General features: G+C 37.8%; 24 protein-coding genes. 1 reads left to right on the forward strand and 23 read right to left on the reverse strand.

Annotated elements, in window-relative coordinates:
* Nucleotides 1-18: 18 nt before the first annotated feature.
* The 12 genes from NYE73_RS20155 to NYE73_RS20210 all read right to left on the reverse strand — a co-directional run bounded on the left by NYE73_RS20155 (nt 19) and on the right by NYE73_RS20210 (nt 11178).
* Nucleotides 19-1014: a gluconeogenesis factor YvcK family protein gene (locus tag NYE73_RS20155; RefSeq protein ID WP_054549565.1), complete on the reverse strand. Its 996-nt coding sequence runs from the start codon at nt 1012-1014 to the stop codon at nt 19-21.
* Nucleotides 1015-1018: 4 nt separating this feature from the next.
* Nucleotides 1019-1912, reverse strand: a complete 894-nt coding sequence (gene rapZ, locus NYE73_RS20160; protein ID WP_054549566.1) for an RNase adapter RapZ — start codon at nt 1910-1912, stop codon at nt 1019-1021.
* Between the two features lie 9 nt (nt 1913-1921).
* Nucleotides 1922-2389: an NUDIX hydrolase gene (locus NYE73_RS20165; RefSeq protein ID WP_048390859.1), complete on the reverse strand. Its 468-nt coding sequence runs from the start codon at nt 2387-2389 to the stop codon at nt 1922-1924.
* A gap of 348 nt (nt 2390-2737) precedes the next feature.
* Complete coding sequence (gene trxB / locus NYE73_RS20170; RefSeq protein ID WP_259949818.1) at nt 2738-3682, reverse strand: thioredoxin-disulfide reductase; 945 nt, start codon at nt 3680-3682, stop codon at nt 2738-2740.
* A 162-nt stretch (nt 3683-3844) separates the two neighbouring features.
* On the reverse strand, nt 3845-5368 hold the full coding sequence (locus NYE73_RS20175) for a tetratricopeptide repeat protein (protein WP_048390855.1): 1524 nt from the start codon (nt 5366-5368) through the stop codon (nt 3845-3847).
* Nucleotides 5369-5458: 90 nt separating this feature from the next.
* A complete protein-coding gene (gene hisIE / locus NYE73_RS20180) occupies nt 5459-6076 on the reverse strand; it encodes a bifunctional phosphoribosyl-AMP cyclohydrolase/phosphoribosyl-ATP diphosphatase HisIE (protein ID WP_048390853.1) in 618 nt (205 codons plus the stop codon).
* Nucleotides 6073-6834 carry an imidazole glycerol phosphate synthase subunit HisF gene (gene hisF, locus NYE73_RS20185; protein WP_259949819.1) on the reverse strand — a complete coding sequence of 254 codons (762 nt, stop codon included), beginning with the start codon at nt 6832-6834 and terminating at the stop codon, nt 6073-6075. Before hisF ends, hisIE begins: the two co-directional genes overlap by 4 nt.
* On the reverse strand, nt 6828-7460 hold the full coding sequence (hisH, locus tag NYE73_RS20190; RefSeq protein ID WP_048390850.1) for an imidazole glycerol phosphate synthase subunit HisH: 633 nt from the start codon (nt 7458-7460) through the stop codon (nt 6828-6830). Before hisH ends, hisF begins: the two co-directional genes overlap by 7 nt.
* On the reverse strand, nt 7457-8056 hold the full coding sequence (gene hisB, locus NYE73_RS20195; protein ID WP_004227994.1) for an imidazoleglycerol-phosphate dehydratase HisB: 600 nt from the start codon (nt 8054-8056) through the stop codon (nt 7457-7459). The genes hisH and hisB overlap by 4 nt, the downstream gene beginning before the upstream one ends.
* 4 nt (nt 8057-8060) lie before the next feature.
* Entirely contained in the window at nt 8061-9335 is a 1275-nt protein-coding gene (gene hisD, locus NYE73_RS20200; RefSeq protein WP_259949820.1) for a histidinol dehydrogenase, read from the reverse strand.
* 42 nt (nt 9336-9377) lie between these two features.
* Nucleotides 9378-10013, reverse strand: a complete 636-nt coding sequence (gene hisG, locus NYE73_RS20205) for an ATP phosphoribosyltransferase (RefSeq protein ID WP_048390844.1) — start codon at nt 10011-10013, stop codon at nt 9378-9380.
* On the reverse strand, nt 10006-11178 hold the full coding sequence (locus NYE73_RS20210; protein WP_054549570.1) for an ATP phosphoribosyltransferase regulatory subunit: 1173 nt from the start codon (nt 11176-11178) through the stop codon (nt 10006-10008). The genes hisG and NYE73_RS20210 overlap by 8 nt, the downstream gene beginning before the upstream one ends.
* 562 nt (nt 11179-11740) lie before the next feature.
* Between NYE73_RS20210 and NYE73_RS20215 the strand changes: the two genes are divergently transcribed.
* Nucleotides 11741-11944 (forward strand): hypothetical protein, encoded by a 204-nt coding sequence (locus tag NYE73_RS20215; RefSeq protein WP_048390840.1) that lies wholly within the window; start codon nt 11741-11743, stop codon nt 11942-11944.
* A gap of 93 nt (nt 11945-12037) precedes the next feature.
* Here the strand turns inward: NYE73_RS20215 and NYE73_RS20220 are convergent, their stop codons facing one another.
* The 11 genes from NYE73_RS20220 to NYE73_RS20270 form a co-directional block, all read right to left on the reverse strand.
* A complete protein-coding gene (locus NYE73_RS20220) occupies nt 12038-12580 on the reverse strand; it encodes an acyltransferase (protein ID WP_048390838.1) in 543 nt (180 codons plus the stop codon).
* A 5-nt stretch (nt 12581-12585) separates the two neighbouring features.
* Nucleotides 12586-13227 carry a pyrophosphatase PpaX gene (gene ppaX, locus NYE73_RS20225; protein WP_048390836.1) on the reverse strand — a complete coding sequence of 214 codons (642 nt, stop codon included), beginning with the start codon at nt 13225-13227 and terminating at the stop codon, nt 12586-12588.
* Nucleotides 13228-13240: 13 nt separating this feature from the next.
* Nucleotides 13241-14062, reverse strand: a complete 822-nt coding sequence (gene lgt, locus NYE73_RS20230; protein WP_004227978.1) for a prolipoprotein diacylglyceryl transferase — start codon at nt 14060-14062, stop codon at nt 13241-13243.
* A gap of 43 nt (nt 14063-14105) precedes the next feature.
* Nucleotides 14106-15041: an HPr(Ser) kinase/phosphatase gene (hprK, locus tag NYE73_RS20235; RefSeq protein WP_004227974.1), complete on the reverse strand. Its 936-nt coding sequence runs from the start codon at nt 15039-15041 to the stop codon at nt 14106-14108.
* A gap of 142 nt (nt 15042-15183) precedes the next feature.
* A complete protein-coding gene (cccB, locus tag NYE73_RS20240) occupies nt 15184-15507 on the reverse strand; it encodes a cytochrome c551 (RefSeq protein WP_048390832.1) in 324 nt (107 codons plus the stop codon).
* Nucleotides 15508-15555: 48 nt separating this feature from the next.
* On the reverse strand, nt 15556-16398 hold the full coding sequence (locus NYE73_RS20245; RefSeq protein WP_004227970.1) for a YitT family protein: 843 nt from the start codon (nt 16396-16398) through the stop codon (nt 15556-15558).
* 163 nt (nt 16399-16561) lie between these two features.
* Entirely contained in the window at nt 16562-17839 is a 1278-nt protein-coding gene (locus NYE73_RS20250; RefSeq protein WP_340815696.1) for an EAL and HDOD domain-containing protein, read from the reverse strand.
* 117 nt (nt 17840-17956) lie between these two features.
* The gene (locus NYE73_RS20255; RefSeq protein ID WP_048390828.1) at nt 17957-18604 is read right to left on the reverse strand and encodes a VTT domain-containing protein; all 648 of its coding nucleotides are present in this window, start codon (nt 18602-18604) and stop codon (nt 17957-17959) included.
* A 249-nt stretch (nt 18605-18853) separates the two neighbouring features.
* Entirely contained in the window at nt 18854-20401 is a 1548-nt protein-coding gene (locus NYE73_RS20260) for a fatty acid--CoA ligase family protein (protein WP_048390826.1), read from the reverse strand.
* Between the two features lie 142 nt (nt 20402-20543).
* Complete coding sequence (locus tag NYE73_RS20265) at nt 20544-22478, reverse strand: FtsX-like permease family protein (protein WP_066037085.1); 1935 nt, start codon at nt 22476-22478, stop codon at nt 20544-20546.
* Nucleotides 22450-23226 (reverse strand): ABC transporter ATP-binding protein, encoded by a 777-nt coding sequence (locus NYE73_RS20270; protein WP_004230460.1) that lies wholly within the window; start codon nt 23224-23226, stop codon nt 22450-22452. The genes NYE73_RS20265 and NYE73_RS20270 overlap by 29 nt, the downstream gene beginning before the upstream one ends.
* Nucleotides 23227-23234: the final 8 nt, after the last annotated feature.

The following is a 23234-nucleotide window of genomic DNA, read 5'->3' on the forward strand; positions in this document are numbered from 1 at the left end:
CCATATACAATAAAGCCATTATGTTTCTATTATTGGTCCTCTTACTTTTTGATGGTAAATATCAGCATAATCTACCAGCCATTCTGCAACATTTGTAGCATTATGTCGAACCGTTCCATCAGGTCGAATTGTAGCAATGTCTCGTTTGATAACTTCTAAACCCATACTTTCAAGCTTTGCTACGTCAAATGTTACTGGTTCCGCTCTTTCTTCTTTATACAGTTCTTTTACAGGGTTAGGGAGTTCTTCATCATTTACTAAAATGGAATCGATAAAATCATGGCCAACATGCTTATGTATGGCTGTTACATGATCGCCTGCTGTATAAGAAATGGTTTCACCCTTTTGTGTCATTAAATTACAAACATATATTTTTCTTCCTTTAGCCTTAACAACTGCTTCACCTATTTCCTTAACAAGCAAATTCGGAATAATACTTGTATATAAGCTTCCTGGTCCTATTAAAATATAGTCTGCACGAAGTATTGCACGAATAGCTTCTGGCAACGGTTGCACATTTTCAGGTACTAAAAAAACGCGATTAATGCGTTTCGTCGCTGTCGGGATTTTTGATTCTCCCTCGATAATTGAACCGTCCTCAAGCACAGCATGTAAGGTGATTTTTTTATTAGCTGCTGGAATAACTCGACCATGAACTTTTAAAACCTTTCCCATCTCACTGATAGCATGATTGAAATCACCAGTAATATCAGTAAGGGCTGTAAGCATTAAATTCCCTAAGGAGTGACCTCGTAAGTCTTCAGATGCCGAAAAACGGTATTGAAACATTTGCTCTACAAGGGGCTCAATATCTGATAATGCTGCAATCACATTACGTACATCGCCAGGCGGTGGGATATCGTAATCATCACGTAAACGACCTGAAGATCCACCATCATCTGCTACTGTTACAATAGCAGTAATATCAAATGGGTGATGCTTCAGACCGCGAAGTAACGTGGAGAGCCCTGTGCCACCACCAATTACCACAAGCTTTGTTTGCTTTTTCCCCATTCACTCATTCCTTTCTACGATTAATATCACGATGCGTAATAACCGTATTTTCCTTGCCCGCAAAATATGCACCAAAAAATTCTGCTAATGTCACGGAGCGATGCTGGCCCCCAGTACAACCAAAAGCAATAACAAGCTGTGATTTACCTTCTTGTCGATAGAGAGGAATCATAAAGTCTAATAAATCCGTCAGTTTTTGTATAAGGATTTGCGTATCTTCCAACGCTAACACATAAGAAGATACCTCTGTTTGAAGACCCGTTTTTGGACGTAGCTCCTCCACATAGTATGGGTTTTTAAGAAAACGAACATCAAACACTAAGTCCGCATCAATCGGCATACCATGTTTAAAGCCAAAGGACATAATGTTAACGGTAAAAATAGTATCTGCCTCACTTGCAAATTCTTTTACGATTTTTTCACGTAATTGCTTTGGTTTCATGTTAGATGTGTTATAAACAAAATTGGCACGACCCTTTACTTCAGATAAAAGTACTCGTTCCTGTTTAATTCCATCTAGAGGTAAACCATTCACTGCTAATGGATGTGCACGTCTCGTTTCTTTATACCGTCTGACTAATGTGGCATCATCTGCATCTAAAAATAAAATACGAGCAACAATATCGCCTTCTTTTAGTATATGGTCTAATGCGCCAATTAGAGCATCAAAAAAGTCTCCTCCGCGCATATCCATTACTGCTGCAATTCGGGTACTGTTTTTACCAGAATCTCTTAATAAGGTTAAAAAAGTTGTAAGTAACGCAGGTGGTAAATTATCAATACAGTAATACCCTAAATCCTCAAAGCTTTGAATAGCTACTGTTTTCCCAGCCCCAGACATTCCTGTAATAATAACCAATTCATGTGTACTTTGTTGGCCTTCAACCACCACTGTCATGCAACTCCTTTATTGTTCTTTTGAAATTTGTATTTTCTGATGAAGTAATTCAAAATTCGTTGTATAGTCAAACGTGCCATACTGAATGCCTGATTGCGAAACAGCAAATTGTAAATTAGTTCGATCTCCTTCAGCCATTGGCAAATGTGCTAAATCCTCTACTGGGTGCCATGCAAGTTTGCCTTCTCTTGTTTCTTCGAATGGTACTCCATCTACATCCTTTGCAACAAATGTATAGAGCATCCATTCATCCACTACGTCATTGTTTTCTTTAATGATCATCGTATAAACACCCTTTAAATGAACATGTAAAGGTATGACGTTTGTCTCTTCTTGAAACTCTCGAATAGCAGCCTCGAAGATTGACTCGCCACTCTCCATTTTCCCTCCTGGAGCTACATACCAGCCTCGTCTTGGTTTCTGAAGTAATAATACTTTACCGTCTTTTACGGCAATTAAATTTGCAATTCTTTGCATAGGCACACCTCTAATCACTTTTGCATTCTACTCTTCATTATAACAAGACCTTGTAAGTTTTGTCCTCATTTACAACTCTTGTACGCAGACAATTAACAATTTAGTTCTATTCAAAGATAACCATTTCATCTTGGGCGAAATTTACGTTTATCGTGATATTATTATTTGATTTTTTACACATAAAAAAGTAGGTTGCTCCCACCTATTGGAGGCGGAAACAACCTACTAAACAAAATAAAAGGGGGATTGCTAATTACATTTTTAATCATACACCTTTTATATGTCATTCAAGTTACAGCAATATTAAAACCACATTAAAATTGTATTTTTTTCCTTAAAATAGCCCTATTAGGCATTAATTTTCTCTAATAGCTCTTCTACATAATGTTGAACAGCTTGCGCGGCAATACTACCGTCACCAGTTGCTGTTACAATTTGACGAAGTGATTTTTCACGAACATCTCCAGCTGCAAAGATACCTGGGATTTTTGTTTCCATCGTTTCGTTTGTCAAAATATAGCCAGCCTCATTTAAAATACCTAATGACTCAAATGGTTTCGTTAACGGAAGCATACCTATATAGACGAAAACACCATCTGTAGCAAATTCAGATTCTGTACCATCGACAGTTGATTGTAGTGTTACACTGCCAACTTTACCATTCGCTTCATTGATTTCTTTTACAGTTGCATTCCAAATGAAATCAATTTTTTCATTGGCAAAGGCACGATCTTGGAGAATTTTTTGTGCACGTAATTTATCACGACGGTGGACAATTGTCACTTTATCAGCAAAGCGAGTTAAATAAACACCCTCTTCAACAGCTGAATCTCCGCCACCTACGACAACTAGATTTTTTTGTTTAAAGAATGCTCCATCACATACTGCACAGTAGCTGACACCACGGCCACCAAGCTCTTTTTCACCAGGCACACCCATTTTTTTATACTCAGCACCAGTGGTGATAATAATGGCACGTGTTTTATATTCTTTTGCACCTGATTTAATTGTTTTATATTCTTCTCCATCGATGACTTCCGTTACATCACCATAGGCATATTCAGCACCAAATTTTTTAGCATGCTCAAACATTTTTGTAGAAAGCTCTGGTCCTAAAATTGTCTCAAAACCTGGGTAGTTTTCTACTTCTTCAGTGTTTGCCATTTGTCCACCAGGAATGCCACGTTCAATCATTAAAGTAGACAAATTTGCACGAGATGTATAAACAGCGGCAGTCATCCCAGCAGGACCTGCACCAATAATTACTACATCATAAATTTTTTCTTCCGACATAAATACTTCCCCCTAAACAGAATACTTTTTATCTTCATTCAACCAATACATATAACGTCATCTATAGAAGAAGATCAATGACGCTAAGGAAAAATTGGTGATAGCGTTAGTATGTTCATCGTATGTGAAAGTATAAAGTTATTCAACTATGTTGCTCACACATTAATCATGACTGTTTGGCAAAAACGTTAAGATTTCGTCAATATACTTTGATAAAGTAGATACAGAAACTCCATATTGCTGCGCAATTTCCTTTTTTGTCACTTTAAGCATTTGTGAAGATCTGAATAAATAATCATTTGCTCCTGCAATTGCTGTTGGATTTGTAAAACGATAATTTTCTATTAAAGCTTGTTCACATAGCACAAACCACATTTGAAACAGCGGTACAATTAATGATGATAGCTTTCCATATTGTTCTAATAAAATTTCTGAGACCTGTACTGATCGTAAAAAGCTTGCTTCTACTTTATTTTTCTTATCAAATTCATGTCCAAGTGCATAAGCTAAAAACAATTTTTCAAAAGAGCCTAATTGTTCAATATTAATCCATTTCGGATGGGCGATAATTTCTTGCTTATGCGCTGTACCTTTCAGTAAAAATAAACCAAAAATGCGCTCACTCGTATAAGTGCTCTCTAATTTTTCAACGATAAAATCACGATCATGCTCCAATGCATCAAGTCCAAATTCATTTTCTTGTTGGCGCCAAGGTTCGAAGCCCTCTTTGTCTGGGTCTAGCTCTAGAAGCTGATCCCACGCACTTTTCGAAATCTCCTCATGACCTGAGAAATAAGCAGCATGTGACAGCCAAAAGTAAAATCCTGCATCTCCTACATAGCCTCTCTTTTGCATGCTGCGCAACCATTTATAGGCTAATTCATATTGGCTGATTAAGGCTAAGGTAGCACCAAGTTTATAACGATGCTCCCAAGTATAGGGTTGAATTTTAACAAGAACATTTAACAGTTCTTGTAAATCATCTTCATTTTTTTCATAATACGCAATTACCGTTAAATTGCATAATGCATGTAGATTGCCCTTATTTTCACGTAGCACTGTATGCAAGAGAGCCTTTGCTTGCTCTTCTTCTCCAACATAAAAATAAGCGAGTGCTAGATTATTATAGGCTGACCAAAATGCTGGTCGATCTTCAATTAAATCTTCTAAAATAGTAATAGCTTCAGGAAAATCTCCCTTTTCCATACAACGACGAGCTTGCTCCTGACGATATAAATCCTCACCAGAGCCTTCAAGCTCTTCAAAATCATCTTGCTCAAAAGCGACAAACTCTAATATTTCTGCTGCTTCATCGGCATAAGCACCCTCAGGTTCTAGCTTTAAATATTCTTCTGCAAAGCGTTTTGCATCATGCATGATTCCTACACACCCTGATACTTCTGCCATGTAAAATATGATTTCTGGATTATCTGGATCAATTTGATAGGCGCGACGAAGTAGGTCATACGCTTCCTCAAAACGTTGACCTTCTAACTCTACTATGGCTAACTGCAAGATAATCATTGGATCGTCGGGACTTAAATCTACCGCACGCTGTAAATATTTATAGGCTTTATTCATTTGTCCACTGTTCATTGCTTGAATTGATTTCTTATAATAATAGTCGCCTGTTGGAATGAACGACACTATATTCGATTGAGTCTCATTTTGACGTTTCTTTTCCAATATATTTCCTCCGAAACAAGAAATAAGGAACGTATTCTACGTTCCTTTACACAGTAACTCCTATTATACCACACAATCAATAATATGCTGTTATTTCTCCTCGTGACGTTTTTCCAACACATGCAGAACATCATAAATGCTTACTTTTTGTTCTTGTAATAATACGAGTAGGTGATAAATTAAATCAGCTGCCTCCCATTTTACTTCCTCAGCATCTCGGTTTTTGGCACCAATGACCACCTCTGTTGCTTCTTCCCCAACCTTTTTACAGATTTTATCAATGCCCTTATCAAATAAATATGTAGTGTACGCTCCTTCTGGCATTTCCTGCTCTCGCTTTTCGATGACACGAGCAAGTTTAGAAACGATGTCCACAGAGCCTACCTTCTCTTTTTGCTGAATAACCTCAGTGAAGCAAGAAATTGTCCCATTATGACATGCTGGCCCTGTCGGTAGAACCTCCACTATTAAAGCATCTTGATCGCAATCCGCTTTGATTGAAACCACCTGTTGTGTATGGCCACTTGTTGCTCCCTTATGCCAAAGCTCTTGACGGGAACGAGAATAAAACCAAGTTTCCCCTGAGTCAATTGTTTTAGCTAATGACTCCTTATTCATATAAGCTACTGTTAATACCTCTTTTGTATTGGCATCTTGTACTACAGCTGTAACAAGACCTCTCTCATCAAATTGAATGTTCTCTATCATCTTACTGCCACTCCTTTTGCACGTAAGTATTCCTTTACTTGCGCTACACTTGTTTCTTTATAATGGAAGATAGAGGCTGCTAGTGCAGCATCTGCATCTACCTCTTGTGCTAATACTTCGTAAAAATGTTCGGCATGTCCCGCTCCACCACTAGCAATCACAGGGACTGTCACAGCTTCACGCACTGCTTTGGTTAAGGCTAAATCAAAGCCTGATTTTTCTCCATCTTGATTCATACTTGTTAATAAAATCTCACCAGCTCCTAAGCGTACAGCCTCTTTGGCCCACTCAATGGCTGACCAAGGGGTTTTGTTGCGACCACCATGTGTATAAACCATCCATGTGCTATCTTCCTCACTATAGCGAGCATCGATTGCTACAACAATGCATTGTGCGCCAAAGTAATCAGAGCCTTCCTGTATAAGGGCAGGTCTTTCCAGCGCGGATGTATTCACTGAAACTTTATCAGCACCCGCTCGTAAAATACGCTTCATATCATCCAACGTACGAATACCTCCGCCAACAGTAAAGGGTATGGCAAGCGTAGCCGCTGTTTGACGAACCACATCTACCATCGTTTCTCGACCTTCATGTGATGCAGAAATATCTAAAAATACAAGCTCATCTGCTCCTTGTTCATCATAGAACTTCGCAAGCTCCACTGGATCTCCTGCATCACGGATAGAGACAAATTGTATACCTTTTACAACACGACCTTCTTTCACATCAAGACATGGAATAATACGTTTTGTTAGCATGCCTTCACACCTTCCAACCATTGCTCTAATAAATAAACACCTAATTCCCCTGATTTTTCAGGGTGAAATTGCATGCCAGTCACAGAACCATTCATCACAATACCAGGTACTTGAATGCCGAAGTAATCAGCATAGGCAACAAGCTCTGATTCTACGATATCTGTTGCATAAAAGGAGTGAACAAAATAGACATGCTTCGCTGATACTTCATTGTGTAACCATGCAGGACGATTTGTCACAATTAGTTCATTCCACCCCATATGTGGTACTCTGTATGCTTGGCCCTCTTGGCTACCACTAAAGCGTTTAATACACCCCTTGAAAAACCCTAGCCCTTTTGTTGGGGTTACTTCATCACTTTGCTCGAATAATAATTGCATACCTAGACAAATTCCTAAAAGTGGACGGTTTTCTCTTTGTGCCTTCTGTAAATATTGATCTAAGTTTGTTTCAGCTAAACGCTTTCTGGCATCAGGGAATGCACCCACCCCTGGTAATAAAAGTGCGTCAGCTGTATCTAATGCCTTCTCATCAGCAGTTATAATAACTTCACAGCCTAGCCTTTTTAATGCCTGCTCCACACTAAATAAATTACCCATTCCATAATCAATGACACCTATTTTCACGTCAACAGCCCCTTAGTCGATGGTACGCCTTTAACACGCGGGTCAATTTCCACTGCGGCATCAATCGCACGTGCTAATGCTTTGAAAATTGCCTCAATAATGTGATGTGTATTCTGTCCATAAGGTACAATTACATGAACGTTCATCCTTGCCTCAAGGGCAAATTTCCATAAAAATTCATGCACTAATTCTGTATCAAACGTTCCTACTTTTTCTTTTAATGCTGGCACACGGTACTCTAGATGAGGTCGATTCGAGCAATCGACCACTACCTGAGCTAGTGCGTCATCCATCGGTACAAAGGCGTTACCATAGCGTTTTATGCCTTTTTTATCACCAAGTGCTTCTCGAACAGCCTGTCCTAATACAATACCAAGGTCCTCTGTTGTATGGTGATCATCAATATAAGTATCGCCATTTGCATGTATTGTGCCGTTAAATAGTCCATGCTTAATAAATAAGTCAAGCATATGGTCCATAAACCCCACGCCTGTTTGGATATCTGCCTTGCCTTCACCATCTAAATCAATTGCTACAGAAATTTGCGTTTCATTCGTTGTACGCTCTATCTTTGCATATCGTTTCTTTTCTGTCATCGTCCTATTCCTTCTCCCATCCACGTGATTCCACTGCACGAGCATGGCCCTCTAAGCCTTCCATACGCGCTAAACGTGCAATTTTTGGTGCGTTGTCTCTCCAGGTTTTTTCACTATAGTAAACAATACTTGATTTTTTCACAAAATCATCAACATTTAAGCCACTCGCAAAACGAGCCGTACTATTAGTTGGAAGTACATGATTGGTCCCTGCAAAATAATCACCAACTGGCTCAGAACTATACCGACCTATAAAAATACCACCAGCATGTCTTATTTGCTCAACTAACGCCTCTTCATTTTCCATCACAATTTCTAAATGCTCTGGTGCTAATGAATTAATGGCTTCCACTGCATCTGCCAATGTTTCAGCTACATAAATTACCCCAAATTTCTCTATGGAAGCACGAGCTACTTCTTGACGCGGTAAGTTCAGCAGCTGCTTCTCTACTTCCTCAGCTACTTTTTTGGCTAATTGCTCTGAGGTTGTGACAAGAATTGAACAAGCTAGTGGATCATGCTCTGCTTGTGATAAAAGGTCTGCAGCAATTTCATCAGGATAGGCTGTGTCATCAGCCAGCACAGCAATTTCACTCGGTCCCGCAATCATATCAATGGCTACTTCTCCAAATACCTCACGTTTGGCAAGTGCCACATAAATATTTCCTGGACCTGTTATTTTATCGACTGGGGAAATTGTTTCCGTGCCATAGGCAAGTGCAGCTATTGCTTGTGCCCCACCAACTTTATAAATCTCATCAATCCCTAAAAGGTGAGCCGCCACAAGTACACCTGCTGGTAGTTTCCCATTTGGCCCTGCAGGTGAAGTAATAACAATACGTTTCACCCCTGCAACCTGCGCTGGTATTACATTCATCAAGACTGATGAAGGGTAGGCAGCTGTACCACCTGGAACATATAGTCCTACTGCATCTAAAGCTGTTACCCGTTGGCCTAACCAAGAACCATCTCCCAGTTCTAGGTGATACCCTGAACGTATCTGTTGTTCATGATAAAAACGAATATTTTCTGCTGCTTCCGCTAAGTCTTTATATAGTTGAGGATCGAGTTCACTTACTGCTTCTTGTATTTCTTCTTCAGAGACACGTAAATTTTTAGGGACATAGCCATCCCATCGCTCAGTATAGGTGCGTAACGCCGCATCTCCCTGTGTCTTAACATCCGAAAGCACTTGTCGTACAACTTTTATTTGTTCTTCATTTCCTCCTTCAAGTGGTCTTTTTAAGGAAATGCCTTTTTCAAGCTTTGTTATTTTCATAGGATTAATCCCCTTTAGTCCTTCATATGTAGCTACAAATGATTACTTTTTCTGCTCATTTACACATTTCTTTAACCGCCTCACAAGATCAATAATACGCTCACCTTTCATACGATAACTTACAGGATTTGCAATTAATCGAGAAGAGACAGCCGTAATAAATTCATATTCTACTAAGCCGTTCTCTTTTAATGTACGACCTGTAGAAACAATATCGACAATTCGATCAGCTAAGCCAATCATTGGTGCTAATTCAATAGAACCGTTGAGCTCGATGATTTCCACTTGCTCTCCAATGCCTTTGTAGTACTTCATGGCAATATTCGGATATTTCGTAGCAATTCTAGGCGCAATCTCATTCATGGAGGTGTTTGGTAGGCCTGCAGAAGCGATATAGCAATTACTAATTTTCAAATCAAGTAATTCGTGCACTTCTCGCTGTTGCTCTAACAATACATCCTTACCAGCAATACCAATATCAGCAACACCATGTTCAACATAGACAGGAACATCCATTGGCTTTGATAAAATAAAGCGAATTTTTTCCTCTGGTATTTCAATCATTAATTTACGTGACATTTCTACTTCTTCTGGTAAATTAAAACCTGCCTCTAACAACATTTGATATGCCTCTTCAAAGATTCTTCCTTTGGGCATTGCAATCGTTAATTCATTCACCGCCAACTTCCTCCTGTCCAACTACCACCACTTCTGTAAAGTATGCTAAAAAGGCCGCCTCATCGACTAGACTACTACGTAACTGCAAAGTAGCTAATTTTCCTGCTGCTCGTAAATTTTTAACCTTTAGTAAAGCTTCCTCAAATTGTTCTTCTTCAAAAAGAACAACTGTTGCTTCCTGTCGTTTCACTGATTGCCCGTTTAATGTTTCTAATAAACGATCCACACGAATACTAAATCCTGTAGCACCAACCTTTGAACCAAAAACTTCTAACAAGCCATCATAACGACCACCATTTCCTAATAAAAAGCCACTTCCCACAGCAAATACTTCAAATAGCATACCCGTGTAATAACTCATATGACTCGAAAGTGTGAAATCGAAAGCTACATAATCAGCTAAATCAGCCATTTCAAGTAGTTGAGCAAGTTGTTGCATATATTCTAATGCATCATTTTTGCGGACATATTTTTCAATATCTCGTATATCTCTGACATTCATGGCTTCTTCAATAAATTGTAAGAGGGCATCGGATTTAGCTTTAGGCAGATGAAATGACTCTACTGCTTCTTCAAACCCTACGTAATTTCGTTGGACAAGCAATGTTCTAAGCGTTGTTTGCTGTTCGATACTCTCTGTGTAATCTTGTAAAATGCAATTTAATATACCAGCATGTCCAATTGTGATTTTAAACTCTTCCAATTTAAAATGCTTTAATAGCTCCATTGCTGTTACAATAACTTCTGCATCAGCAAAAACTGATTGATCACCTATTAACTCAATCCCCATTTGATCAAACTCAGCAGGCCTGCCTCCCTCTGCTTCCTGAGCTCGAAAAACGCTTGCAAAATAGGCAAGACGTAGTGGGATCATTTCCTTTAATAGTTTCGATGTAGCTACTCGAGCAATCGGTGTAGTCATGTCAGGTCGCAGCACTAACGTATTTCCTTGGCTATCCACTAGCTTAAATAAATGAGCATCAGCAATCGCTGAAGCCTTCCCCACTGTATCGAAATACTCCACCGCAGGCGTTTTAATAAACTCATAACCCCTTTTATATAAAAAGTCTCTGCCCGCATGTCTAACTGCTTCAACTTTCTCATAGATTTGCGGGAATGTATCGCGCATTCCAAGTGGCTTTTCAAACATTTTTATCGACGACATATGGACACTTCCTTACATTTCACTTTAATTCACTAGAGTATTAGAGAATTAGATTATGAAAGAATTTTAACTTATTTCATTAATACAGTCAACGATATCCTTATTAATTATCGAAATCTTTAAATACTTATTATTCTGTTAATTATACACATTGAATTGCAAAGACTTCCAAAAAAAGCATGACTCATTTTACTTATAATTTGACAAAATACTTTAGTGACAATGAGAATATGTCTAAATTGTGACAAACCAATTTTTAATCACTTTAAGTATTCGCTAAAAATTGATAATGATTCTCTCTTAACAAATCATTGATAAAAATAAAGAGTTTTCAATAGAGTATTCTCAATATCGAAATCCAATAATTATATCTATATAATTATTTTTAGCCAATCACTTAAAATGATTCTCAATCTCATTATCATCAATAATACTTTTATATCAATACATTTATTGATTATTACTCTCATTCTATTTTACTTTTTACATTTCAAAAAACTTAATATAGAATAGCATTAATAACAAAAAGAACCACATACACTACGCATTGGAGGGATTTATTATGGCATGTCCATTCGTACAAATTAGTGAGCAAATGATCGTTAGTATTTGTAAAGGCGAGTTTTATCCTGGTGACAAGGTAACACTTCACACAATTGAAGACATTGATGGGACTGCAATTAAATCAACTTTTGTTGAAACAACTTGCTTAGGTGATCATGACACTTGTGAATTCAAATCAGATTATGACGCAGCTCATGCTTAAACAGTAAAAGCTACTCCAAAAACTAGTGTTTTTGGGAGTAGCTTTTTATGCAAAAAACTCACGAAGTATATCACTATACTACGTGAGTTTTTATTATTTCTTTGGTGTACACCACTCTACAGCCTCATTACGTTTGCGCTCAGCCATTTGTTCAGCAGTATATATTATTCGCATTGGATTACCCCCTGCTAAACAGCCTGCTGGCACATCCTTATGTACAAGAGTGGCAGCTGAAACAATGGCACCATCACCAATTGTTACACCTGGTAAAATAGTTGTATTTGCCCCTATCATTACTTCTTTTCCGATATGAACATCACCTAAGCGATATTCCTCTATTAAATATTCATGCGCTAAAATGGTTGTATTAAAACCAATCACAGTATTGTCTCCAATGAAAATACGTTCAGGAAACATGGTATCTGGCATGACCATTAAGGCTAATGACGTTTGCTTACCAATAGTCATGTTTAAAAAAGTACGATATAGCCAGTTTTTCACACGTAAAAATGGTGTGAAGCGTCCAACTTGAATGACAATGAAACACTTCATCACCTTCCAAAAGGACACCGTGTCATATATATTCCAAAGTGAATTGGCTCCTTCGACACGGTAACGTTCTGTCTTACGCGCCATCTACCTTACCCCTCTTTCACAATATCAAATAAATCTGACATATGCTGCAACATATATTCTGGTTGATACTGCTGTAAGTAAGCCTCTCCCTTAATTGCCCAAGCAACACCCGCTGCTCTTACACCAGCACGATGTCCAGCTTCAATATCGTGCGAATTATCACCAATCATAATCGCATAGTCTTTTTCTATCCCTAATCGTTCCAACGCAAGCAATACTGGCTCTGGATCAGGCTTCACATTGTTCACATCATCTGTACCAATACGCACATCAAATAGATGCGTTGCACCAAGAATAGCAAGTCCACGATCGATGGTCTCATTACGTTTCGTCGAAACAATAGCCAATTTTATACCTTGAGCTTTTAACTGCTCTAGAGTTGACACAACATCAGGATATTGGCTGACTAGGTCATCATGGTGTGCAATATTCCAAGCGCGATACATCTCTATCAAATCGTCTTCTTCACCTGGTGCAATGTCATTAAATGTCTGTTTCAATGATGGACCAATGAATTTCAGGCAATCTTTTGGCGAATATTGCCCGGGAAATCGCTCATTTAATACATGCATAAATGTTTGAATGATTAAATCATTTGTATTTAGTAAAGTCCCATCGAAATCAAATAGTAGTGCCTTAACAGCCATCTTTTACAACCCCTTATTTATTATCCAAGTATTTTACGGCTGGTTTCACCTTTATTCTACGATAAATAATTGCACCTAGACCAACTACAATACCGATAATGGATACAACCTGTGCTGAACGTAAATCTCCCACTAAGTAAAGGCTATCTGTGCGCATTCCTTCGATATAGAAACGACCAATTGAATACCAAATTAAATAGCTAAAGAATATTTCTCCACGATGTAAGTTCACTTTACGCAAAACTAATAGAATAATAAGCCCAATTAGGTTCCAAATCGATTCATATAAAAAAGTGGGATGAACATATGAACCTAATTCTTCAATATACATTTGATTAATAATCCAGTCTGGTAGCATTAGGTTTTCTAAAAATGCTTTCGATACCTCGCCACCATAGGCCTCTTGGTTCATAAAGTTGCCCCATCGACCAATAATCTGGCCGATTAAAATACTAGGTGCTGCAATATCTGCTACTCGTAAAAAGCTTACATTTTTTATACGAGTATATATGTAAGCTGTGACAAATGCCCCGATGAGTGCACCATGGATGGCAATACCACCATTCCATATCTCTATGATTTTGCCTGGATTTTCGCTATAGTAATCCCATCGCATTGACACATAGTAAATACGTGCACAGATAATGGATATAGGAACTGCCCATAATAATAAATCTGCAAGAAAGTCTTCAGGCAGACCTCGCTTAACGGCCTCTCTTTGCCCAACAACATAAGCTAAAATGATTCCCGACACAATCAGCAATCCATACCAACGAACTGGAATTGGTCCTAAATGAAAGGCAATCGGGTCAATTTGCAATAGTAATAAATCCATCTTCTACTCCTCTCAATATGTCATGAACAATGTTGTTCGCTTTTTAATCGTCTAACACATCATTTGATGAAATCACTTCATCTAAACGTCTTGAAAATTCCTCTGCCGCATTGACGCCCATTTTCTTTAAACGATAGTTCATCGCTGCCACTTCAATAATAACGGAGACATTGCGTCCAGGTCTTACTGGAATTGTTAGTTTTGTTAGTTCCGTGTCAATTATTTTCATTTTTTCTTCTTCTAAGCCCAATCGATCATAAACTTTTTGTGGATCCCATATTTCGAGCTCAATGATGAGGGTAATACGTTTATAGGGGCGTACTGCACTTGCACCAAAGAGTGTCATAATGTCAATAATGCCAATGCCTCGTATTTCCAATAAGTGCTCTAACAAAGGTGGAGGGCTTCCAATTAATAGGTTTTCTGATTCTTGACGAATTTCAACACAATCATCAGCAACTAAACGATGACCCTTTTTTACAAGCTCAAGTGCTGTTTCACTTTTACCTACGCCGCTTTTACCGATTATAAGCACACCAATGCCATACACATCGACAAGTACTCCGTGTGCTGCTGTCATTGGAGCTAAGCGCCCCTCTAAGTAGTTCGTCAATCTACTCGAAAATTTGGTTGTTGTCATATGTGTTTTAAACACAGGTACATGCTTTTCGTTTGAGGCCTGAATAAGTTCCTCTGGTACTTCTAAATCTCTAGAAATAATAATAGCAGGTGTATCCTGTGAACAAAGTAAACGCATACGCTCAAGCTTAACATCCGCTGGTAGCATTTCAAAAAAGGAAAGTTCAGTCTTGCCAAGCAATTGTACACGATTTGCTGGATAATGAGTAAAGTATCCTGCCATCTCAAGCCCTGGTCTTGAGATATCACTTGTCACAATTGTCCTGCCTATTCCTTCTTCACCAGCTAATAACTCTAATTTAAATTTCTCCATAACATCTCTTGTTAATACTACGACCAATGAAAAAGCCTCCAATCAATGGATAAGGTTCATCTTATTTTAGCATGTCTATGTGTAAAAGAAATGTATTTACTCTCAATACAGCGTTTACTTGCACTAAAAAAACTAGCGGCTCTCCAGCCCGCTAGTTTTTAAAAAGCAATTATTTTTGAGTTGCTAACCATTTAGCAACAGCTTCAGCATCTGCACCTTTTACTAATCCTGCAGGCATGCCGTTTTTACCATTATTTATAATATCTAAAATTTCTGATTCAGACAAACGTGAACCTACATCATTTAATGCTGGACCATTTGCACCTTGTAGCTCGCCACCATGACAAGTAACACAAGATTTCATCGCTATTGCTTCGCCATCTGGCTCTGTAGCAGTCTCATTACCATTATTTGATGCAGTTTTATCTCCGCCGCCACATGCTGCTAAGAAGATTGCTGATCCGAACACTAATGTTAACATTGCTTTTTTCATTAGTACCCCTCCTCATAATAAATACCTTACGCCGCCATTATACCAAAATTATGCACGTTTGAAACCTTCTCCTAATACCTCATATGCATCAGAAACGATAACAAACGCTGATGGGTCAACGCTTTTAATGAGTTGTTTCAGCTTTGTGAATTCTGTTTGATAAACAACAACCATCAGAACTGGTCGTGCTTCTCCTGTATACCCTCCAATTGCTGGTAACTTCGTTACACCACGATTAATTTCAGCATAAATGGCTTCCCTTACCTCATCTTGTTTCAATGTAATGATATAGACCATTTTAGACTGACTAAAACCTAGCTGAATAATATCAATCGTTTTTGTGGTAACATAAAGTCCAATCAGAGCATACAAACCTTTTTCTAAGTCAAAAACAATTGCTGCACTAATTGCGATAACGCCATCTATTAACAGCACACTTGTTCCAAGCGACAATCCTGTAAACTTCGTAATGATTTGCGCCAGTAAATCAGTGCCACCAGTTGAAGCATTCCCCTTAAAGACCAGTCCTATTCCTAGGCCAACAACAATTCCACCAAAAAGAGCACCCAATAAAGGATTATCAGTCCACGGCTCCCAGCTATTTGTTAATAAGACGATAAAAGGTAATGTAATTGTCCCAATAAAGGATTTTATTCCAAATTTTTTGCCCAATAATAAAACACCAGCAATAAAAAGCGGAATGTTAAATGCATACTGAACAATTCCCGGATTCCAACCAAATAAACCATGCAAAATCGTACTTATTCCACTTACCCCACCTGAAGCGACTTGATTTGGTAATAAAAAGACATTAAAACCAATAGCAATTATTGCCGCTCCTACAATGACATACACATACTCCACAATGCTATCTCTCACATCATGTTTCATTTCCCCACGCCCACTTCAACTATCAGAATTTTTTAAAGACGAGATGATTATAGCAAATACTTTTAGCATTGAGAACTTCATCATGATGAAGGGATACTAGATTGAGGAAGGTATAAAATAAGCTATCTTACAGTATTCAATAAGATAGCTTTGTTGATTTGGTTTAAAATGATTTTTCTGCCCATTCGATGGCTTCATAATATAAAAGATCAATGTCAACTAACTGAATATTCAACTGTACAGCTAGCTCTTCTAATCGTGGCCAATCAAGTTTACTTAACGCAATACTAAACTCCAAATATGGGGTCATTTCCGTTTCAAAGCCTAAAATGGTATTCGTAATAGCCTCTGAGAATGGTAGCTGCTGTAAAATAACATTCATCGGTCTTTGAAGTAATGTATCAATTAGAGAAAACATGCCGACTAAAAAATATTCTGAGAAATTCTTTTTATAAGCAAGCTTAGCTAGTTTTTCACAAACCTTAGCTCGGAATAAAGACGTACACATCACTTCTTTAAAAAGATCAGAATCAGCATCAATATCAATTTCACGCATGGCCAATAAATAAATCCATTTTCGTAAATTGGATACGCCCAATAACACAATCGCTTGCTTGATGGAGCGCACTTTAGATTTAGAACGTTTAGATGAGTTATTAATCATTTGCAATAATTTGTATGTCAATGAAATATCACGTTCAATATTTTCCGCTAACAAATGAATATTTGGTTCTTCCTCTTTTAGTAAAGAGATAATGTGAATATATTGAATCGCATTTGCTGGAATGTCTGTTGCTCGTATTATTTGCGGTTGTTCAAAAAAATAACCTTGAAATAAAACATAGCCTGAGGATTTAGCGACTTCAAATTGATGACGCGTCTCTACCTTTTCAGCGAGCAAATGAATATGTGGAAATTTCTCCTTAACTTTATTTTCGATTTCCATTCTTTTTACGATGGAAGAAGCTAAAAAATCCACCTTAATATAATCAATTTGTTCAAATAATTCATCATAAACTTCCACCTGATCATCCATCATAAAATCATCCAAGGCAATTTGAAACCCCTGTTTTTTTAGCTCAATTACACGCTCCACTAATTGAGAGGTAAGTGGAACATCCTCTAATATCTCAATCACTACCTGTGAGGGATTTAAAAATTCATGTATAGAGCTCATCAATAAGTTTTCAGTAAAATTAACAAAGCCAGGCTTACCTTTCGTTACCTCTTCAAAACCAATTGAAAGAAATGAGTTCACAAGTACATCAATCGTTGCTGCATCTGAATCGACCATTGGAAAGGCATTTACACTTTTGCTACGGTATAACAATTCATATGCAACGACTTGCTCATGAAGATTAAATATAGGCTGTCTGCCAATGAATACTTCCATTCCATTGTCCCCCATTTCTCCATTTTCTAGTAATTTATAGTATAACATTTTTTACGACCTGATGCTTATACTTCAAGCTAACTTAACATGCCAACTTGGCTTTTTCAGCAAATAATAAAGAAAGGACAGTCCCTGTGATGATGAATCACTTAAGGACTGTCCATATTATTTACCGACTTTGGATTTTATTGCACCGATCACTGCAGGCACAACTGATATAAAGATAATCAGAATCAGTACAACTGAGAAGTTATCTTTAATAATTGGAATATTCCCAAAGAAGTAACCTAATAACGTACAACTGAATACCCATAAAATTGCACCAAAAATATTATAAAATAAGAAATAACTATATTTCATTTTACTTGCACCCGCCACAAACGGGATAAATGTACGAATAAATGGCATGAAACGTGCGATTACGATCGTTTTCCCACCATGTGTATTAAAGAATTTTTCAGCTGCTTCCATACGCTCTTTCTTAACAACTCTACCGAGGAGGCTCTTTGGCGGAATAGATGTCCCTACCTTATGTCCAATATGATAGTTCATCGTATCTCCCAAAATAGCTGCAGCTAAAAATACAGGGATTAAAATCCACATATCGAATGCGCCCATTGCCGCAGCTAATGTTCCACTTGCAAATAACAAGGAATCACCAGGTAAGAATGGGAAAATAACAACCCCTGTTTCTACAAAAACAATCGCAAATAAAATAAGATAGCTCCAATTGCCAAAATCACGAATAATTTCTTCTAAATGCACATCGATATGCACAATAAAACTTATTAACTCCTTAATGAGTTCTAACATGTTTTTGTATGCTCTCTTTCAATAGTATTTTTACCTAAAAGCTTTGACGTGGCTTCACCTCAAAGGGTTCCAGTTTTGTACGTCTTTTTACATTACTTCCTCACTATATGACAAGCTCTTGAAAAGTATGTAGAAGATTTCACAAGTTTGATTTTATCACTTACAGACATCTACTCTCAACTGATTTTACTATTATACGAATAATGTACAAAAAAAGAGCTACCATTTTTCAATAGTAGCTTTTCTCGTTTAAACTTTTTCTTTTAATGAGCGTCTTAGTATTTTTCCTGTTGTGTTTTTTGGTAGTTCATCCAGTATTTCAATTACTTTCGGAACCTTATACTTCACCATATGTTTAGCACAATAGGATAGTAGATCGTCTGTTGTAGTAGCAGCCACTTCTTTCAACACAACGTAGGCATGTACAGCTTCCCCTAAGTTAGGGTCTGGGAAGCCTACCACCGCTGCCTCTACAATATTATTATGGGCAAACAGCACTTCCTCCACTTCCCGAGGATAAACATTAAAGCCCCCTACAATAATCATATCCTTTTTGCGGTCAACAATGTAAAAATACCCTTCTTCATCTACCTTTGCTAAATCTCCTGTATAGAGCCAGCCGTCACGAATCGCCATCGCCGTTTCTTCAGGCATTTTATAGTATCCCTTCATCACATTTGGACCACGTACAATTAGCTCTCCAACTTCGCCCACAGGTACTTCCTGACCATTAACATCAACAACTCTATTCTCGACATTGCTAATGGATGTTCCAATAGAGCCAGCTTTACGATCACGATCTAATGGGTTAAAACATGTCACGGGTGAAGCTTCGGATAAGCCATAGCCCTCTGACACACGCACATTAAATTTCTGTTCGAAATTATGTAGTAGCGCAACAGGCAAGGAGGCACCACCTGAAATAGCTAAACGAATTGTCGAGAAATCTTCAGGATTGCCCTCAGGTAATTGGTACAAGAAATTATACATAGTAGGAACACCAGCAAATACCGTTGCTTTTTGCTCTCGTGCTAAAGCGAAAATTTCGCTAGGGCTAAAGCGTGGTGCAAGTAAAACTGTTGCCCCACTTAATAAAGGCGCATTCACCACTACCGTTAAGGCAAATACATGGAATACAGGTAGTGTCGCAATAACACGGTCCTCTGCATTAATGCCTAAATAATGCGCAACATCACGTGCATTTGAGTACACATTGCCATGTGTCAGCATGGCTCCCTTTGGACTACCTGTAGTTCCTGAAGTATATAAAATAATAGCATTGTCATCCTCTGCAACTTCAACAGGTTGTAAAGATTGAGTGGTTTTGGCGATTACATGTGTAAATAAATGTGTTTTTTCTTGTGCTTGTGGTGATAAAGCTGCCACTTTTTCCGCTATATCTGGTGTGGTTTCACAAACTATAAATGTTTTTACCTGTGGAAATGCTTGTACACCTTTTTCAACCAAGGGTAGCAACATATCCAGAGCAATGACTGCTTTTACATCTCCATTATGCAAAATGTAAGAAATTTCATCCGGTGTATAGATTGGATTAACAGGTATTGCTGTTGCCCCTAAGCGCATTGTTGCATAGAGTGCAATTAAGTAGTGTGGCGTGTTGCCGAGTAAAAACGCCACATGATCCCCTTTTTCAACGCCTAAATCTTGTAATCCTTTTGCAAAGCGGCCAACTGTATGCTCAAATTCCCCGTAAGTCGTATCTTTCCCCATAAAATGATACGCAACTTTTTCAGGTTGTTCTGCTGCCTGTTGACGAACACGTGAAACTAAATTCAATTACACCATCCCCTTATCGTATAAAATGAATCGTTATTCAGTAATATTATATAAGAAATATATCTAAAAAACAATGAGTCTTTTTATCTCATGTCATAAATTACGTTAAATAATTCATTTTTTTCTCTTTTAAACCATTACTTCATGAGCGAATATGGGAGATATAGCGCCATCGAATTAAATAAAAATAAACCACTTGTATTAATACAAAAAAGCCAAAAGCAAAGAATACTTCTTTTACAATCGATATATTCGCAATGTCCCTTAAAATACCTTGAACCATTAGAAAAGCAAAGGCACTATGCATCATCGCAACACCCCAAGGTAAAAAGAATTGGGGAAACAAATGGCGATTAACTAGCTTTTTTAACTCTGTATCTGTTAAACCCATACGTTTTAATACATCAAATTTACGCTTTTCACGTTCGAGGGATGTATGCAATTTAAAATAGATAAAGCTACCAGCCGCAAGTAAAAATACAGTGGCTACTAAAACACCCACTAATGTAAATAATGAGTAGGTAGCTAGTATATAAGAATAATTTAATCCTGCATTTTCAAAGTAAAAAGGGCTAAACTTATCCTTTTTAATAAAATATAAATTGGATTCTAGATGATCGATATCCTTACCAATATCCTTCGTTTCCATCCATTGAGGAATAACAAATGTAAATAGATGATAGCTTGGTTGAATAATGTCTTGATCGGAAATCGGATGAATAAGCTTCGCGAAGTCTTCATCACTAATGACAATCGAATTGACACTGACAATCGAGCCTGGAAACACTATTTTTGGATAGACACTATCAATAGTGAGCGGTATATTGTTTTCTTCTAAAACAGTATGCACAACTCGATCTTTTAATTTTTTTAGGGAATCCTCAGAATAAGGAATGAATACTGCCTCACCTGCTTCCAAATTCAATAATGGATAACTGTAGGAAGAAAGCAGGACGTTCATATCGGACTCTCGAAAAACCTCCACTTCATTTCGAGTGAAAGAGGAGGTTTGCTTCACAACAATAAAACGGGATAGCTGATAAGATAAACCTTTCTCCTCTAATTGCAGCCTTAAAGAATTGATATGCTCCCGTTCATATGGATTATCGACATCCCCTTTATAAACCAGCCCGAGTGGATTTAATCGATCATATTGCGTTGTGTAGGAGGACATTGTTGCTAAAACACCAACAGATAAAAATGCAAGTGTCGATACCATCGTCACAACGAAAAACATTTTCACGTTATCCATCATTATATGCGTTTGTTCTGCTAGCGATAGTAGACGGTAGCGTTGCCAATGATATTTGCGTTTCCCACGTGCTAAATCTAAAAAACAAGGTACAGAATCACTGAAAAAATAATAGGTGCCAAATGTTGCGGAAAATGGTATTAACAGCGTTAGCCCAATTAGTGATGTATGTCCGACAACAAACGCGAGAATATACGTCGTTACAATTAAAGCAATACCATAGAAAGCTCGTATTTTGGAATACGTTGTTAAGCTATTTAAATAATCACTGCCTTTTATAAGATCTCGTAATTTTCTCTCTCGTGTAAAATACACACTAATAAAGGAAATGACGAAAAATGCACTTGTGAAAACACCAATCGTTAATAAAAATGGCTCCCATGAAATATAGAGTGGTAAATCTTCTAAATGTAAAATTTCCCGAACAATCATAAAAAAGAATTTTGAAAAGGAGAAACCAAAGACAATACCTACAATAATGGAGCCTGTTCCAATAATCATTGTCTCTAAAAAGACAAGTTTATTCATCTGACGTTTTTCCATTCCCAAGTGCAATAAAATAGCAAATTCATGTGATCGGGCCTCTAAAAAAGCACTCATGGAATAATATAAAAAGAATAATGTAAACAGGACGAGAACAATTTCAGCCCCCACCATCCCAATGAGAGACATCTCCCCTAATATCCCACGTTCAATATCAGGGTGAAACATCAGCATGGAATAGATAAAAAATACAGCCACAGAAAAAAAGCTTGCCATGAAAAAGGCGCCATATATCCGGCTGTTCCGCACGACATTACGGTAAGCGAATTGTCGAAAGGTCACCTACTTGCCCTCCTCCTAGTAAGCTCAAAACATTTAAAATACGTTGGAAAAACATCTGACGGCGGTCATCTCGATAAATTTCATTAAAAAATTCACCATCTTTAATGAATAACACTCGATCACAATAACTTGCTGCAATTGGATCATGCGTGACCATCACGATTGTCGTTTGTTTATCCTGATTCACCTTTGTCAATAGTTCAAGCACATCACGTGAAGAATTTGAATCTAAATTACCTGTAGGTTCGTCCGCTAAAATGAGACTAGGATTATGAATAAGCGCACGACCAATTGCTGTTCTTTGTGCCTGTCCCCCAGATATTTCATTTGGACGTTTATGAAGGAAGGAAGTTAAATCTAGCTTTTCTACAATACTTGCCAGACGCTCCTCCATTACCTCTAGGGGCTGTTGATCTAACGTTAAGGGCAACACGATATTTTCCTCGACCGTCAGCATATGCAAAAGGTTGAAATCCTGAAACACAAAGCCAAGCTGTCTTCTTCTAAAATAGGCAAGCTCTGTTGCATTCAACTTATGTGGATTCATTCCATCTAAAATGATTTCTCCACTAGTTGGTTCATCGATGGTCGAAATAATATTCAACAATGTCGTTTTACCGCTTCCTGAGGGCCCCATAACAGCTAAAAACTCGCCTTCTTCCACGTCAAAGCTCAATTGATTTAATGCACGATGCGTTACTTTACCTTCGTACACTTTTGTCACATCTTTAATTTGTAAAATAGGCATACTTCATT

This window comes from Lysinibacillus sp. FSL K6-0102, assembly GCF_038003545.1.
Lineage (GTDB): Bacteria > Bacillota > Bacilli > Bacillales_A > Planococcaceae > Lysinibacillus > Lysinibacillus capsici.

Excerpts from the sequence above, each read along its gene's own strand:
- NYE73_RS20155 (WP_054549565.1), bottom strand. The coding sequence starts at position 1,014 with ATGGGGAAAAAGCAAACAAAGCTTGTGGTAATTGGTGGTGGCACAGGG.
- rapZ (WP_054549566.1), bottom strand. The coding sequence starts at position 1,912 with ATGACAGTGGTGGTTGAAGGCCAACAAAGTACACATGAATTGGTTATT.
- NYE73_RS20165 (WP_048390859.1), bottom strand. The coding sequence starts at position 2,389 with ATGCAAAGAATTGCAAATTTAATTGCCGTAAAAGACGGTAAAGTATTA.
- trxB (WP_259949818.1), bottom strand. The coding sequence starts at position 3,682 with ATGTCGGAAGAAAAAATTTATGATGTAGTAATTATTGGTGCAGGTCCT.
- hisIE (WP_048390853.1), bottom strand. The coding sequence starts at position 6,076 with ATGATAGAGAACATTCAATTTGATGAGAGAGGTCTTGTTACAGCTGTA.
- hisF (WP_259949819.1), bottom strand. The coding sequence starts at position 6,834 with ATGCTAACAAAACGTATTATTCCATGTCTTGATGTGAAAGAAGGTCGT.
- hisB (WP_004227994.1), bottom strand. The coding sequence starts at position 8,056 with ATGACAGAAAAGAAACGATATGCAAAGATAGAGCGTACAACGAATGAA.
- hisD (WP_259949820.1), bottom strand. The coding sequence starts at position 9,335 with ATGAAAATAACAAAGCTTGAAAAAGGCATTTCCTTAAAAAGACCACTT.
- NYE73_RS20210 (WP_054549570.1), bottom strand. The coding sequence starts at position 11,178 with ATGTCGTCGATAAAAATGTTTGAAAAGCCACTTGGAATGCGCGATACA.
- NYE73_RS20215 (WP_048390840.1), top strand. The coding sequence starts at position 11,741 with ATGGCATGTCCATTCGTACAAATTAGTGAGCAAATGATCGTTAGTATT.
- NYE73_RS20220 (WP_048390838.1), bottom strand. The coding sequence starts at position 12,580 with ATGGCGCGTAAGACAGAACGTTACCGTGTCGAAGGAGCCAATTCACTT.
- ppaX (WP_048390836.1), bottom strand. The coding sequence starts at position 13,227 with ATGGCTGTTAAGGCACTACTATTTGATTTCGATGGGACTTTACTAAAT.
- lgt (WP_004227978.1), bottom strand. The coding sequence starts at position 14,062 with ATGGATTTATTACTATTGCAAATTGACCCGATTGCCTTTCATTTAGGA.
- cccB (WP_048390832.1), bottom strand. The coding sequence starts at position 15,507 with ATGAAAAAAGCAATGTTAACATTAGTGTTCGGATCAGCAATCTTCTTA.
- NYE73_RS20245 (WP_004227970.1), bottom strand. The coding sequence starts at position 16,398 with ATGAAACATGATGTGAGAGATAGCATTGTGGAGTATGTGTATGTCATT.
- NYE73_RS20250 (WP_340815696.1), bottom strand. The coding sequence starts at position 17,839 with ATGTTATACTATAAATTACTAGAAAATGGAGAAATGGGGGACAATGGA.
- NYE73_RS20255 (WP_048390828.1), bottom strand. The coding sequence starts at position 18,604 with ATGTTAGAACTCATTAAGGAGTTAATAAGTTTTATTGTGCATATCGAT.
- NYE73_RS20270 (WP_004230460.1), bottom strand. The coding sequence starts at position 23,226 with ATGCCTATTTTACAAATTAAAGATGTGACAAAAGTGTACGAAGGTAAA.